Below are 15353 nucleotides of genomic sequence, written 5' to 3' on the forward strand. Positions count from 1 at the left end.
GTCCGCACTTAGGCGGCCTGGACTTCGCTGGTCTGTTGCGCGGCCTTGCGGGCTTCTTCGCGCTGCACTTCCTTCATCATCGGGGACGGTGCGGTTTCGGCCTTCTTGGTCTGAACGATGAGGTGGCGCAGCACCGCGTCGTTGAACTTGAACGCGTGTTCGAGTTCAGCCAGGGTTTCCTTGCCGCATTCGATGTTCAGGCAAACGTAGTGAGCCTTGGCCAGCTTCTGAATCATGTAGGCCATCTGACGGCGGCCCCAGTCTTCCACGCGGTGGATCTGGCCTTCCTGCGACGTGACCAGCGTCTTGTAACGCTCGATCATGGCCGGAACTTGTTCGCTCTGGTCCGGATGGACGATAAATACGATTTCGTAATGACGCATTGACGCTCCTTTTGGATAAGCCGCCCGGGCGCCATGTCCGGTGCAGCAAGGTTGGATAGCCTTAAAGTATAGCGTGCTTTTGCCTTCTGCAGCAAGCCGCCTTAGTTTTCAGCGAACAGCGCCTGCAACGCAGCGGGATCCGCAGCCAGTCCGGGCGTTGCCGCCAGGGCCAGCATCAGGAGCACGCGCGCCTTATATGGATTGAGATCGCCCGCGGAGACGAAGGCACCCGAAGCCGGCCGTGGAGGTGCCGGTATTGCCACATGCCCTGCCCCGGTGCGCGAACTACGCACCACGGCCACGCCCGCCCCGGCCGCTTCCACCAGCGCATCGACCAGCGACTGGTGAACCGACCCGTTGCCTGCGGCCGCCACGACCAGCCCCGCCACACCTGCCTGCGTGAGCGCATCCACCACCAACCGGCCGGGCTCCGCGTAACTGGCAAGGATCTCCACCTGCGGCCACTTGGATGGCACGGCCCAGGCCCGGTCCGGCAACAGTCGGGGCGCACGGACAAATCGCACGAGGTCGTCCTGCACAAAACCGATCGGGCCGGCCAGCGGCGACACAAAGGCGTTGACCGCTGACGTATGTCCCTTCACCACATCTCGCCCGGCATGGATTTCCTGATTAATCACCAGTAGCACGCCCTTGCCCGCCGCCCCTGCGCTCGCGGCTACCCGTACCGCGTCCAGCAGATTCAAGGGACCGTCAGCCGACAGAGAGGTGGAAGGTCGCATCGCCGCCGTCAGCACCACCGGCACCGTGCCCACACATGCCAGATGCAGCAGCGTTGCCGTCTCCTCCAGCGTATCGGTGCCATGGGTAATCACAATGCCCGCCACATCGGCCTGCGCGGACCAGAACGCAACGCGTTCAACCAACCGGGCCCAGAGGGCGAACGACATGTCCTTGCTATCCACCTGCGCCACCTGCTCCGCCTCGACGCGGGCCACGGCGCCGAGCGCCGGCACCGCATCAAGCAGCGCCGTCACAGGCACCGTGGCCGCCTGGTACTTCGCGCTGCTGGCAGCATTGGACGAAGAACCGGCAATGGTGCCACCGGTAGCAAGCACGACGACGCGAGGCAGGAGAGACATGGCGAGATAGCGATCGAAAGCCGGAAAGGTTAAGCAGCGAGCGAAGAATGAGGCTGCAAGTGCCGCGAATTGTAACGCCCAGGCTCGCGCCACACGGCACGGTGAGCCGCGCCCAACGCACCTGTCGATGCGCAGACTCCCAAAATTCCGCTTGCACTTCACTCGATACTGTATAAAATCACAGCATACTGTTTAAACATACAGTGCTTTCCAACACGGCGACCATGGCGACCCTGACACCGCGACAGCAGCAGATTTTCGACCTGATCCGCAGCAGCCTCCAGCACACGGGCTTTCCGCCCACACGCGCCGAGATCGCCGCCAAGTTCGGCTTCTCATCGCCCAATGCTGCCGAGGAACACTTGAGGGCCCTGGCCCGCAAGGGCGTAATCGAACTCACCCCAGGCGCCTCGCGCGGCATCCGGCTCAAGGTTTCGCGCAGCGACTCAGAGCTACCAGACCAATTCTCGCTGCCAATGGCCGGCGTGATGCAGCTGACACTGCCCCTGGTCGGGCGCGTCGCGGCCGGTAGCCCGATCCTTGCCGCAGAACACATCGACCGCCAATACCAGGTCGACGCTTCGGTATTTGACGTGCAACCTGATTACCTGCTCCGGGTACGTGGCCTGAGCATGCGGGACGCCGGCATCCTCGATGGCGATCTGCTTGCGGTCAAGCGTGCCAGCGAGGCCCCGAACGGCAAGATCGTCGTTGCGCGACTGGGAGACGACGTCACCGTCAAACGCCTCAACCGCCGCGGCGACTCGATCGAACTCATTGCGGAAAATCCCGATTTCCCCAGCATTATCGTGCGCCCCGGCCGCGAAGAATTCTCTCTGGAAGGTATCGCCGTCGGCTTGATCCGACCCAGCGGCTTCTGACGAGTGCGGCTGAGGCGGGCAAGCCCGTATCACGCCGACGCCCGATTGTGCCAACGCCGCCCGCTAGTCGGGCACCGCTAACTGTTGTTGCAAGTCACCAGGTGTAGCCATGCTGCAAGCCAACCGCCTCTCCGCCCGCCGCCCCGTCAAGCCCGTACCATTCCGCCAGTCCAAAGGCGTGCGTATCTACCAGGGTGCGCAACGACGCACCATGGTGGGCAGCATGGCAGCCATCTGCCGCATGCTTGAGTTGGAGGAGTCGGCCAAGCTTTCATAGTTGGGCTACGGCAGCACTCACTTGCGCACGTCGCAGTAACCGACCTAACCGGCTGACATCGCATAAGCCAGCACAGAGAAAAATTTGTGCACAGTACTAGCCATCCGCCTTTTGGTATTGTATGATCTTGTTCTTCGTTGCTCAGCAGCCAGCTGAACAACCTCTACGGTGGCTGTAGCTCAGTTGGTAGAGTCCAGGATTGTGATTCCTGTCGTCGTGGGTTCGAGTCCCATCAGCCACCCCAAGAATTTGTCTTGCAAAACAGCGCCTTAACCAAGGCGCTGTTTTCATTTGTGCATCCCAAAGCCAGGGTCCATTCCCCCCATCTTCCCACGGTGGGAATACTTGCTAACCGCCGGTGTCGGCACCACCACCTCGATCTAGCCTGCTTCAGCACACCCCTCCCCCGTTTCTTCCACGCAGCGACCTCCCCCAATCCCTTAGCTAGTCCGCAAGAGGAATTCCAAATTCGCCGCGCTCCAGATCTCGCTCAAATGCGACTGTCCACGAAATGCCGGTAGCGGCGGGATAGACTTGGACGTCTCCGCCAACTCGGGCGACAGTGATTTTTCGGGGGATATGACTCGACCCGCTGCCTTGCGAAATGCCCTCTTCCTCGCCCACCTCGAAGTCTTCTCGAACAAATCCATGCCGCGCGCAGGCGGATTCAAAGTCGCCGCGTTCATCCACGGGCAGTTCGTGGAACAGTTTTTGAACCATGGCTATCTCCCAGAGCCCGGCAAAATCCTAGCATGACGGCAAACCAGCGCGCATAGGGCGACTGCATCCACACCGGGCAGGAGCCATCGCCAATTGGCTCCGATACTCTCCAAAAAGCCTGAGCGTGGCGGGCACGGATGGCCTGCAGCCCCCGTTACACAAGTGGGTTCATGCGCGCGGAGAGACGATCGAAAGCCGCAGGCTTTGACTACGCGACGCCGGAACGCAACTGCATGGCCATGACACTCCAGGTGACCGCGTCCCGGCCCTGCGTATCCTTACGCTGACCGAGGTAGTAATCCACCAGGCCAAACTCTCGGCCGAGTTCCAGGGTTTCCTCGGCGGAAACATCGAACATCCGCCGGCCAATGGGAACTTGGCCATGCCGGAGTGACATGATGAATCGCCCGCCCGCGGCGAGCAGCTTCGCTACTGTTTTCATCGCGACGGGCCGCTCGTCCGCGTCCAGATGCATCCATACGGCGGCAAGCAGAATCAGATCGAACTGCTCTTGCCTGGATCGCATACCCACTAGGGATGGCACGTCATCCAGCCATTCGATGGGTAAATTCGAATGGATGCGCTGCCCTTCCTGACGCAATTCGCGAGTTGGCTCCACTGCCACGACGCGATGTCCAAGCCGCGCGAGCGCAGCCGCGTCACGGCCCGACCCAGCGCCGATATCCAGTATGTTGCTGTGCCTACGCGGAAATATGTGCAGTACATCTCGATGCACGTCCTCGAAGAGGAGGTTTTCGTACTGCACTGCCAATGCAACCGCATTGCTGCCATAGCCGGCAGTACTTTCCATTGGCTTGTTCATCTGTAAGCGCGATTTTCTCCGCACGTAGCGTTGACGCCCCGAAAGGCGCAGGATTGTGCCCACGATTTTTTTCGTGGGCACAATTCATGGACGATAGCGATTTTGACTTCCTGCCGCTGCGAGTGACCAATGTCGGCGCCAACGGGAAACGCAGCTACGACAGGCAGGGCAAGCGAAGATTGATCGAGGCTTGCCTTGAACCCGGCGTATCGGTTGCCAGCATGGCGATCCGAGCCCGGGTGAACACGAACCAATTGTGGCGCTGGGTCAAGCAGTACAAAGCAGAAAGACAAGGTGGTATTGACATGGATAGCGCCGTCGAAGGCGCGCCATCGGCCTTCGTTCCGGTAGTAGAGGTTCGCGGCGTACCTCCTCAAGCCCAGCGGTCACGGCCGGCATCGCCGGAATCGACATCTGTTCCCGTGCCGCAATCTTCATCTTCGCCACAATTGGCACGCCTGTCGGCACGGCTGCCAAACGGCGTAACCATCGAGCTCGAATGCACACCGAAAGATGGGACGCTCGTGAAGGCGATGATCGCGGCGCTGGGGGACACCTGATGTTCCGCCTCGACGCTGACCTGCGGGTCTATCTGCACCGCGAGCCTATCGACTTCCGGGCCGGCCTGAACAGTCTGGTGACGTTGGTCGAGCAGTCGATGCAACTCGATCCGTTCGCCCGGGCCGTCTTCGCGTTCCATAACCGCGGCCGCAATCGGGTCAAGCTTCTGCTCTATGACCGCTCCGGATTCTGGCTCCTGATGAAGCGTTTGGAAGCAGACCACTTCGCCTGGCCACGCCGCCAGCAGGCGGTGATGGAACTCACCACCGAGCAACTGCACTGGCTGCTTGAAGGTATCGACATCGAAGCCGTTCGCCGACACCCTTCGCGGCGCTACCGGCACGCGAGCTGAGTCAGCGTGAGGGAGGCCAGGGTGCGGGCTCTGGCCATAGGCTTCGCGAGGCGGCTGCTCGCCAGGGGATTGGCCGATACCATTGATATGGATTCGACGTAAACCTGTTGGCGATGCGATTGCACTATCGTGAATGGCATGCCTGCACATGACCTCATCCCTGATCTGCCGCCTGACGTCCAGGCCTATATCCGAGAACTCGAGAAGAAGAATCTGGATCTCGAGTCGCTAGCCCAGCAACTCTCGCAGCGTATCGAGCAGCTCGAAGAGCAGTTCCGCCTCGCGCAGCTCAAACGCTACGCGCCGAGCAGCGAGAAGCTCAAGGATCGGGTGTTTGACGAAGCCGAGCAGATCGCCGCGACAGAACCTGCTGGCGACGATCCCGATGACGCGTTCACGCTGCCCGATACGGGACTTCCGGAAGTCGATGAGTCTGCACACCGCAAGCGGGGACGCAAGCCGCTGCCGGCGTCGTTGCCGCGCCAGCGCATCGAGTACGACCTGCCCGAGGAACAGAAAATCTGTCCATGCTGCCAGAGCCCGCTGCATCGCATGGGCGAGGAGACGAGCGAGCAGTTGCACATCGAGGTAAAGGCCTCGGTGTTGCAGCACGTACGGTTCAAATACGCGTGCCGCCATTGCGAGCGCAACGCGGAGCGCACGCCGATCGTGGTCGCGCCGATGCCAGTACAACCGCTGCCAGGTAGCAACGCGAGTCCGGCGATGATCGCGACGGTGACGACCGGCAAGTACGTGGATGGCACGCCGCTATACCGGATGGAAGACGCGCTGGCCCGTGCGGGCATTCCGGCGGGCCGCGGCACGCTGGCGAACTGGATCATCAGGCCTGCCGAACTGCACTACAGCCGGTTGTACGAGGCGATGCGCCAGACGCTGCTGTCGCAGCCGCTGATCCACGGCGACGAGACGACGGTGCAAGTGCTCAAGGAAGAAGGCAAGACCGCGCAGAGCAAGAGTTACATGTGGCTCTACAGAAGCGCACAGGACTGCGAACAGCCTGTGGTGCTGTTCGACTACCAGCCGGGGCGTGGTCAGCAATATCCGCAGGCGTTTCTCGCCGGCTACGAAGGCATGCTGATGACCGACGGCTACAGCGCCTGGCGCACGCTCAAAGCCGTCACGCACTTCGGGTGTCTTGCACATTCGAGACGACTGTTCGTCGACGCGCACAAGGGCCAGAAGAAGCCCGGCGGTCGCGCACAGCAGGCGCTCGAGTACTTCAAGGCGCTGTATCAGGTCGAGACACTTGCTCGCAGAGAACTGCCAGAGGGCGAGACACGGGCCGGCTACACCTACCGACTGCGGCAGGAACACAGCGTACCGCTACTGGAGGCGCTCAGGAAATGGCTGGACGAACTGGCACCGCAGGTTCTGCCTGAAAGTCTGCTGGGCAAGGCGATCAGCTACACGCGCAATCAGTGGGAATACCTCAGCCGCTATGTTATCGATGGGCGTGCACCCCTCGATAACAACGTGATAGAGCGCGACGTGAGACCCTTTGCAACCGCGCGAAAGGCATGGCTCTTTGCAGACACGGTTGCCGGTGCGAAGGCGAGCGCGACGATCTACAGCCTGATGCTCACGTGCCGCGCCTGCAACGTCGAGCCGTATGCGTATCTGCTTCACGTTCTCACCGAGCTGCCGCAGCGTGCGGCGGACGCCGACATCAGCGACCTGCTGCCGTTCAACTACGCCAGCCAGCAGAGCGCAATGACGAACCCCGGTTGATGACATGACAGGGCGCCGGCACTGCCCCGGCGCGCGATTCCTGGTACCTCCATCGGACATTGCCGATCCTGCTCGAGCGTCGCAATAGGGCCGAGCCCGCCTGTTCGCCGAGAACGACTCTCAATACAGTGTGCTGAATTGCGCGGTTACGTTCATCTGCGCTCACAGGAATGACGCGATAAGCGTTGATTTGTGGATATTTCCCCTGCGGCCAAGGAAGCGGACGGTTCTCGCTGGATTTTGCCTGCAAGCTAACAGCCAACCGGAAGGCGAACCGCCAAGATCGTCCGCAAATAGAGTGGGTATGGGATCAATCGCCGTCTTTCCATATGGCAATATCTTGCCATGCGGCCTTGATCACCTGAAGGGTCTCTCTTACTCAGCACCGACATGGGAGCTTGAAATATGGCCGGCACCAGCCTGCTTCTGCTGATCGACGACATCACCTCGATTCTTGACGATGTGGCAACCATGAGCAAGGTGGCTGCCAGGAAGACCGCTGGCGTCCTGGGTGACGATCTTGCTCTCAATGCGCAACAGGTCAGCGGCGTGAAAGCCGATCGCGAGTTGCCGGTTGTGTGGGCGGTTGCGTTGGGTTCCTTGCGCAACAAGGCGATTCTAGTACCGGCCGCGCTCGCAATCAGTGCTGCGACCCCCTGGGCGATCGTGCCACTGCTGATGGTGGGCGGCGCTTTCCTTTGCTACGAAGGATTTGAAAAGATCGCGCACCGCTTCATGCACGGAGAGTCGCGGGGCGAAGTAGATTCTCCTGGCAGGCATCAGGCACAAGATCCTCCGACGGAATCAGCAATTGACGAGAAGGCGAAGATCCGCGGCGCGGTGCGCACTGATTTCATCCTGTCCGCCGAAATCATCGTGATCTCACTGGGGACCGTCTCCGGCGCGCCGTTTGGTACGCAGGTGGCCGTGCTGTCCGCCATCGCCCTCGTCATGACAGTGGGTGTCTACGGGCTAGTGGCCGGCATCGTCAAGCTCGACGATGCCGGCCTGTATCTTAGTCAGAAAGCCTCCACCCTCGCGCAAGCCGTGGGCCGCGGGATTCTTCGGCTGGCGCCTTGGCTAATGCGCGTACTTTCCGTTGTGGGTACCGTGGCAATGTTCCTGGTTGGCGGCGGGATACTGGCACACGGATTCCCTGGCATGCCTCACCTGACGGAGGTAACAATGCAAATGCTTGGTGAGGTACCGTTGCTCGGCAGTGGACTGGGAATAGCGGCACCGATGCTGATCAATGCGCTGATCGGCCTGCTGGCCGGGGCTTTGGTTACGATCGGCTTCACGGCAGTGAAGCGAGGGATACAGGTTCTTCTGCCGTCATCGCGCTAACTTGCGATGACTGAACCTGTGCCTTGCGCTGGCGATCGCGGACAAGAAAGTTCGCTCGAAGCAGGCTTTGATTGGCCTTCTCGCCACGAGCGGATCAGGGCGCTGTGCTTGTTTCGGCGCAAAACTCCGAAGGAGCGGCGTAATACGCATCCCTAAAAGCAAAACCCCCCAGTACTTTCGTACTGGGGGGTTTCAAGGGAGAGCCTGGCGATTACCTACTTTCACACGGGTATCCGCACTATCATCGGCGTGGAGTCGTTTCACGGTCCTGTTCGGGATGGGAAGGGGTGGTTCCAACTCGCTATGGTCACCAGGCATAAACGGTGGCCGCGTTGAGGTTGAGTCAACGCAGCGAATAGGGATGTAGTAGAGGTTGTGCGTATCGGCCAAGCTGCTTGTTGCTGCTGCAGCGGCACGCGATACTCAACCAGCAGAAACACACTGGTTATAGGATCAAGCCTTACGGGCAATTAGTACTGGTTAGCTTAACGCATTACTGCGCTTCCACACCCAGCCTATCAACGTCCTGGTCTCGAACGACCCTTCAAGGAGCTCAAGGCTCCAGGGAATCCTCATCTTCAGGCGAGTTTCCCGCTTAGATGCTTTCAGCGGTTATCTCTTCCGTACATAGCTACCCTGCGATGCCTCTGGCGAGACAACAGGTACACCAGCGGTACGTCCACTCCGGTCCTCTCGTACTAGGAGCAGCCCCCGTCAAGATTCCAACGCCCACGGCAGATAGGGACCAAACTGTCTCACGACGTTTTAAACCCAGCTCACGTACCTCTTTAAATGGCGAACAGCCATACCCTTGGGACCGGCTACAGCCCCAGGATGAGATGAGCCGACATCGAGGTGCCAAACACCGCCGTCGATATGAACTCTTGGGCGGTATCAGCCTGTTATCCCCAGAGTACCTTTTATCCGTTGAGCGATGGCCCTTCCATTCAGAACCACCGGATCACTATGTCCTGCTTTCGCACCTGCTCGACTTGTCGGTCTCGCAGTTAAGCACGCTTTTGCCATTGCACTTTAGGTACGATGTCCGACCGTACCAAGCGTACCTTCGAACTCCTCCGTTACACTTTGGGAGGAGACCGCCCCAGTCAAACTGCCTACCATGCACTGTCCCCGACCCGGATTCACGGGCCAAGGTTAGAACCTCAAACAAACCAGGGTGGTATTTCAAGGTCGGCTCCACGCAGACTAGCGTCCACGCTTCAAAGCCTCCCACCTATCCTACACAGATCGGTTCAAAGTCCAATGCAAAGCTACAGTAAAGGTTCATGGGGTCTTTCCGTCTAGCCGCGGGGAGATTGCATCATCACAAACACTTCAACTTCGCTGAGTCTCGGGAGGAGACAGTGTGGCCATCGTTACGCCATTCGTGCAGGTCGGAACTTACCCGACAAGGAATTTCGCTACCTTAGGACCGTTATAGTTACGGCCGCCGTTTACCGGGACTTCAATCAAGAGCTTGCACCCCATCATTTAATCTTCCGGCACCGGGCAGGCGTCACACCCTATACGTCCACTTTCGTGTTTGCAGAGTGCTGTGTTTTTATTAAACAGTCGCAGCCACCATTTTATTGCAACCCCTTCACCCTCCTGGCGCAGGCCAGTCAAGCTACAAGGGCGTACCTTATCCCGAAGTTACGGTACCAATTTGCCGAGTTCCTTCTCCCGAGTTCTCTCAAGCGCCTTAGAATACTCATCTCGCCCACCTGTGTCGGTTTGCGGTACGGTCTCGTATGACTGAAGCTTAGAGGCTTTTCTTGGAACCACTTCCAATTGCTTCGCAGCACTAGGCCGCTCGCCCCATATCCTTGAATTCCGCGCCCGGATTTGCCTAAGCGCCTTCTCCAATACAGGGACCGGGACTTCCAACACCCGGACAACCTTCCGCGATCCGTCCCCCCATCGCATCATACGACGGTGCAGGAATATTAACCTGCTTCCCATCAGCTACGCATCTCTGCCTCGCCTTAGGGGCCGACTCACCCTACGCCGATGAACGTTGCGTAGGAAACCTTGGGCTTACGGCGAGGGGGCTTTTCACCCCCTTTATCGCTACTCATGTCAGCATTCGCACTTCTGATACCTCCAGCATCCTTTACAAGACACCTTCACAGGCTTACAGAACGCTCTCCTACCATGCACTTACGTGCATCCGCAGCTTCGGTGACTGGCTTAGCCCCGTTACATCTTCCGCGCAGGACGACTCGATCAGTGAGCTATTACGCTTTCTTTAAAGGGTGGCTGCTTCTAAGCCAACCTCCTGACTGTTTTAGCCTTCCCACTTCGTTTCCCACTTAGCCAATCTTAGGGACCTTAGCTGGCGGTCTGGGTTGTTTCCCTCTTGACACCGGACGTTAGCACCCGATGTCTGTCTCCCGTGATTGCACTCTTCGGTATTCGGAGTTTGCTATGGCGGGGTAATCAGCAATAGACCCCCCAACCATGACAGTGCTCTACCCCCGAAGGTGAGACACGAGGCACTACCTAAATAGTTTTCGGAGAGAACCAGCTATTTCCAGACTTGTTTAGCCTTTCACCCCTATCCACAGCTCATCCCCTAACTTTTCAACGTTAGTGGGTTCGGTCCTCCAGTACGTGTTACCGCACCTTCAACCTGGCCATGGATAGATCGTCTGGTTTCGGGTCTACACCCAGCGACTGAACGCCCTATTCGGACTCGCTTTCGCTACGCCTTCCCTAATCGGTTAAGCTTGCCACTGAATGTAAGTCGCTGACCCATTATACAAAAGGTACGCCGTCACCCGTTTCCAGGCTCCGACTGTTTGTATGCATGCGGTTTCAGGATCTATTTCACTCCCCTCCCGGGGTTCTTTTCGCCTTTCCCTCACGGTACTGGTTCACTATCGGTCGATCACGAGTATTTAGCCTTGGAGGATGGTCCCCCCATCTTCAGACAGGATTTCACGTGTCCCGCCCTACTTGTCGTACACCTAGTTCCACAACGCTGTTTTCGCATACAGGGCTATCACCTGCTATGGCCGGGCTTTCCATCCCGTTCTGCTAACAACACTGCTAAAGAGTACAAGGCTCTTCCCATTTCGTTCGCCACTACTTTGGGAATCTCGGTTGATTTCTGTTCCTGCAGCTACTTAGATGTTTCAGTTCGCCGCGTTCGCTTCCCTGACCTATGTATTCAGTCAGGGATGACCCATCAGGGCCGGGTTTCCCCATTCGGACATCTCCGGATCAAAGCTTGTTTGCCAGCTCCCCGAAGCTTTTCGCAGGCTACCGCGTCCTTCATCGCCTGTGATCGCCAAGGCATCCACCACATGCACTTGTTCGCTTGACCCTATAACGAGTGTGTCTCAAACTTGCGTTCAAGCCGTGCTCGCTACAGGATGAGTTCTCGCATTTGTGCCGTATTCCAAGTCATCTTTCGATCACTTAAATACATTTTGGTTGATACAATCACAACCCGGTATCGTGTGTTACTTCAGCGTCTCATCAACGCTCACGACACCTTTACTACATCCCATATTGTTAAAGAACAGCCGTGCGAAACTTGGTCTCGCAACGTCTTGGCCAAGGCCAAAGGCAAACGCTCAATCCTAAGCGCTTGCCTTTGACGACCAATCCAAGGTGCACACCGAAGTGCGCGGTAAATGGTGGAGGATGACGGGATCGAACCGACGACCCCCTGCTTGCAAAGCAGGTGCTCTCCCAGCTGAGCTAATCCCCCATGTACTTCTGTCCGGAGGTTCAGCGTCGAACCACCATCCGTAACTTGGTGGGTCTGGTAGGACTTGAACCTACGACCCCCGCCTTATCAAGACGGTGCTCTAACCACCTGAGCTACAGACCCTTGGCTGTAACAGCAAACAAACCGATAAGTGTGAACGCTCGACTTTAGATGCACGCTCTTGAAAGGAGGTGATCCAGCCGCACCTTCCGATACGGCTACCTTGTTACGACTTCACCCCAGTCATGAACCCTGCCGTGGTAATCGCCCTCCTTGCGGTTAGGCTAACTACTTCTGGCAAAACCCACTCCCATGGTGTGACGGGCGGTGTGTACAAGACCCGGGAACGTATTCACCGCGGCATGCTGATCCGCGATTACTAGCGATTCCAGCTTCACGTAGTCGAGTTGCAGACTACGATCCGGACTACGATGCGTTTTCTGGGATTGGCTCCCCCTCGCGGGTTGGCAACCCTCTGTACGCACCATTGTATGACGTGTGAAGCCCTACCCATAAGGGCCATGAGGACTTGACGTCATCCCCACCTTCCTCCGGTTTGTCACCGGCAGTCTCTCTAGAGTGCTCTTGCGTAGCAACTAAAGACAAGGGTTGCGCTCGTTGCGGGACTTAACCCAACATCTCACGACACGAGCTGACGACAGCCATGCAGCACCTGTGTCCACTTTCCCTTTCGGGCACCTGATGCATCTCTGCTTCGTTAGTGGCATGTCAAGGGTAGGTAAGGTTTTTCGCGTTGCATCGAATTAATCCACATCATCCACCGCTTGTGCGGGTCCCCGTCAATTCCTTTGAGTTTTAATCTTGCGACCGTACTCCCCAGGCGGTCAACTTCACGCGTTAGCTACGTTACTGAAGAAATGAATCCCCAACAACTAGTTGACATCGTTTAGGGCGTGGACTACCAGGGTATCTAATCCTGTTTGCTCCCCACGCTTTCGTGCATGAGCGTCAGTGACGTCCCAGGGGGCTGCCTTCGCCATCGGTATTCCTCCACATCTCTACGCATTTCACTGCTACACGTGGAATTCTACCCCCCTCTGACATACTCTAGCCTTGCAGTCACAAGCGCCATTCCCAAGTTGAGCTCGGGGATTTCACGCCTGTCTTACAAAACCGCCTGCGCACGCTTTACGCCCAGTAATTCCGATTAACGCTCGCACCCTACGTATTACCGCGGCTGCTGGCACGTAGTTAGCCGGTGCTTATTCTTCCGGTACCGTCATCCCCCCGCTGTATTAGAGCAAGGGATTTCTTTCCGGACAAAAGTGCTTTACAACCCGAAGGCCTTCTTCACACACGCGGCATTGCTGGATCAGGGTTGCCCCCATTGTCCAAAATTCCCCACTGCTGCCTCCCGTAGGAGTCTGGGCCGTGTCTCAGTCCCAGTGTGGCTGATCGTCCTCTCAGACCAGCTACTGATCGTCGCCTTGGTGGGCCTTTACCCCACCAACTAGCTAATCAGACATCGGCCGCTCCTATCGCGCGAGGCCTTACGGTCCCCCGCTTTCACCCTCAGGTCGTATGCGGTATTAGCTAATCTTTCGACTAGTTATCCCCCACGACAGGGCACGTTCCGATGTATTACTCACCCGTTCGCCACTCGCCACCAGGATTGCTCCCGTGCTGCCGTTCGACTTGCATGTGTAAGGCATGCCGCCAGCGTTCAATCTGAGCCAGGATCAAACTCTTCAGTTTAATACCTGTGTGGTTCCGCGCAGTTGCCTGCTGAAACCTCGCTCTTTCGAGCGGTCGCTCACTCTCAGAAAACTGACTGGCTACATCCGCGATTTGCACCCCGGACATAACCAACATGTTTTACTGTGCGAGCACTTTATAACTTGTAAGCTAAAAGACCGAAGTCTTCCGCATCCGCTATCAAGCGCCCACACTTATCGGTTGTTTGTTTGTTAAAGAACTAACCGCGGTTCGCTTTGCTTACCGCGTCGCTGCGTTTGCTGCAGCAGAGAAACGAGATTATGAAGAGCAATCAGCGTTTCGTCAACAGGTTTTTTTACTTCCGTTCGCTGCGCCTTTCGCGCCGCCAACCACCCCTGCCAACCCCGCAACCCTTGTCCCGCCTGCTTTGCAGCGCGGTAGTTGTGTTGCGAGGGGGCGAATCTTAAGGGAGCCCCTCGGCCATGGCAAGCGTTTTCTGAAATGAACCCTGCAGCAACAAATAAGATGCTTATGAGCCACCTTGACCAGCAGATTCCGTTACCGCAATGCCACGCGCAGTCGACATACAATCGTTACCCGCCCTGCCGATATGGCACGGCTGACTTAGCCCTGCTCGTACGCCCGCCTCAACACGGCGATGTCTAGCTTACGCACCTTGAGCATCGCCTCCATGACCCGGGCCGACTATCCCGCGTCCTTGTCTTGCAGCAGCGCACCGAGGATTGACGGAGCGATCTGCCAGGACACCCCAAATCGTCTGCATGGTGGTCTCATACCCGCGCATTGCCCGGCTGTGATAAGCAAAATCACTGACACACATCCCTACGCTCCCGCGTATGGGCGCACCCCAGTCGCTATGCGCGATCTACGCAAATTTTGTGTCGAGAACAGCAGATGCAGCCAACCGCCAATATGGCGCCAAGCACGAGCACGCCGATGACCAAGCCCGCGGCGGCACATCCCGTAGCAGGGCAATCTACATCCGTGGTGCACTGTCCCATGCCGATCTCCTCGTGCTGATGCAATGCAGTCGTGACACTTCCATGCTAGAGCACAGTTGAGTGTGAACAAAGTGCGTAGCACGTGCAGCGCTCCACCCCACCGCAGCCATACGCACAGTCACGCGCCACGCCTTGACTTAATTCTGACTTAGAAAAATCTCAGTTGGATTAGGTGCAGTTTGCGCTATTTTCACAGCATCTTAGACATGTGCCCATGCGCCCTTCCACCAGGCGATGGCGCTTTCAATCCAAGTGGAAAGAACGACGATGCGGACCTCAAGCGCCAAACTCACCCTTAAGCTGGTTGCCACGTTTTGCCTGGTCGTGCTGTTGCTCGGCAGCGCATATGGACTCTTCGGCCAGCCTGGTGGCAGCGAATTGCCGCAAGCCGCTAGTGGCGGCCAGCCCGACACTCTGTTGTCCTTGCTGATACACATCCTTGGCCCAGTGGCCGCGATCCCAGCCCTGATCGGTATGTGGTCACAGCGATTCCCGGCTCTGGGGGGCTTGGTCCTGGCCTGCCCTGCCATTGCCGCATTGCTGCTGCACAGATTTGTCGTAGGTTGAGCGAGCGCCCTACCGTGTCAGGCCTGCCCTGCTTCCAGCCTGTGCGCCCCCCCCCCTCCCCCGCCGGCCTCTCCACGCGCCTTACTCCTCGCCTGCCGGCAACAGCAACAGGCTGCAGAGGAACCAAACCCGATGCCAGCCACCCAATAGTGAGCGCCGGTTCCACGGCCATATTG

Annotated in this window: 10 protein-coding genes, 3 tRNA genes and 3 rRNA genes; 7 read left to right on the forward strand and 9 right to left on the reverse strand. The window is 58.1% G+C overall.

Annotated elements, in window-relative coordinates:
- Positions 1-8 precede the first annotated feature (8 nt).
- Both rpsF and ACZY0R_RS28390 read right to left on the reverse strand, forming a co-directional pair.
- Entirely contained in the window at positions 9-383 is a 375-nt protein-coding gene (gene rpsF / locus ACZY0R_RS28385) for a 30S ribosomal protein S6 (RefSeq protein WP_006163598.1), read from the reverse strand.
- Between the two features lie 101 nt (positions 384-484).
- Positions 485-1483, reverse strand: coding sequence for an asparaginase (locus ACZY0R_RS28390; protein WP_488863087.1), 999 nt, complete (start codon positions 1481-1483; stop codon positions 485-487).
- 224 nt (positions 1484-1707) lie between these two features.
- Between ACZY0R_RS28390 and lexA the strand changes: the two genes are divergently transcribed.
- The 3 genes from lexA to ACZY0R_RS28405 all read left to right on the forward strand — a co-directional run bounded on the left by lexA (position 1708) and on the right by ACZY0R_RS28405 (position 2885).
- Positions 1708-2364, forward strand: coding sequence for a transcriptional repressor LexA (gene lexA / locus ACZY0R_RS28395; RefSeq protein ID WP_035872382.1), 657 nt, complete (start codon positions 1708-1710; stop codon positions 2362-2364).
- A 109-nt stretch (positions 2365-2473) separates the two neighbouring features.
- Positions 2474-2641, forward strand: a complete 168-nt coding sequence (locus ACZY0R_RS28400) for a hypothetical protein (protein ID WP_488863089.1) — start codon at positions 2474-2476, stop codon at positions 2639-2641.
- Between the two features lie 168 nt (positions 2642-2809).
- A tRNA-His gene (locus tag ACZY0R_RS28405) sits at positions 2810-2885 on the forward strand.
- Between the two features lie 200 nt (positions 2886-3085).
- Here ACZY0R_RS28405 and ACZY0R_RS28410 read toward each other — a convergent pair.
- The gene (locus ACZY0R_RS28410; protein WP_488863091.1) at positions 3086-3361 is read right to left on the reverse strand and encodes a hypothetical protein; all 276 of its coding nucleotides are present in this window, start codon (positions 3359-3361) and stop codon (positions 3086-3088) included.
- Positions 3362-3569: 208 nt separating this feature from the next.
- Entirely contained in the window at positions 3570-4184 is a 615-nt protein-coding gene (locus tag ACZY0R_RS28415) for a class I SAM-dependent methyltransferase (protein WP_488866235.1), read from the reverse strand.
- An 86-nt stretch (positions 4185-4270) separates the two neighbouring features.
- Here ACZY0R_RS28415 and tnpA point away from each other — a divergent pair, with 86 nt between their 5' ends.
- The 4 genes from tnpA to ACZY0R_RS28435 all read left to right on the forward strand — a co-directional run bounded on the left by tnpA (position 4271) and on the right by ACZY0R_RS28435 (position 8193).
- Positions 4271-4744: an IS66-like element accessory protein TnpA gene (gene tnpA / locus ACZY0R_RS28420; RefSeq protein ID WP_488856667.1), complete on the forward strand. Its 474-nt coding sequence runs from the start codon at positions 4271-4273 to the stop codon at positions 4742-4744.
- Entirely contained in the window at positions 4744-5097 is a 354-nt protein-coding gene (tnpB, locus tag ACZY0R_RS28425) for an IS66 family insertion sequence element accessory protein TnpB (protein WP_488856668.1), read from the forward strand. The genes tnpA and tnpB overlap by 1 nt, the downstream gene beginning before the upstream one ends.
- A gap of 138 nt (positions 5098-5235) precedes the next feature.
- Positions 5236-6846, forward strand: a complete 1611-nt coding sequence (gene tnpC, locus ACZY0R_RS28430; RefSeq protein ID WP_488856669.1) for an IS66 family transposase — start codon at positions 5236-5238, stop codon at positions 6844-6846.
- Positions 6847-7251: 405 nt separating this feature from the next.
- Positions 7252-8193: a DUF808 domain-containing protein gene (locus ACZY0R_RS28435; RefSeq protein ID WP_488863093.1), complete on the forward strand. Its 942-nt coding sequence runs from the start codon at positions 7252-7254 to the stop codon at positions 8191-8193.
- 202 nt (positions 8194-8395) lie between these two features.
- On the opposite strand, the gene rrf is transcribed toward ACZY0R_RS28435, so the two are convergent.
- The 5 genes from rrf to ACZY0R_RS28460 all read right to left on the reverse strand — a co-directional run bounded on the left by rrf (position 8396) and on the right by ACZY0R_RS28460 (position 13627).
- Positions 8396-8508 (reverse strand): 5S ribosomal RNA (gene rrf, locus ACZY0R_RS28440).
- A gap of 134 nt (positions 8509-8642) precedes the next feature.
- Positions 8643-11521 (reverse strand): 23S ribosomal RNA (locus ACZY0R_RS28445).
- A gap of 314 nt (positions 11522-11835) precedes the next feature.
- A tRNA-Ala gene (locus tag ACZY0R_RS28450) sits at positions 11836-11911 on the reverse strand.
- A gap of 46 nt (positions 11912-11957) precedes the next feature.
- Positions 11958-12034 (reverse strand) — tRNA-Ile (locus ACZY0R_RS28455).
- A gap of 61 nt (positions 12035-12095) precedes the next feature.
- A 16S ribosomal RNA gene (locus tag ACZY0R_RS28460) occupies positions 12096-13627 on the reverse strand.
- Together the 16S, 23S and 5S rRNA genes with 2 tRNA genes alongside form the textbook arrangement of a ribosomal RNA operon.
- Positions 13628-15353: the final 1726 nt, after the last annotated feature.

The sequence above is a fragment of the Cupriavidus sp. F041 genome, from assembly GCF_057814235.1.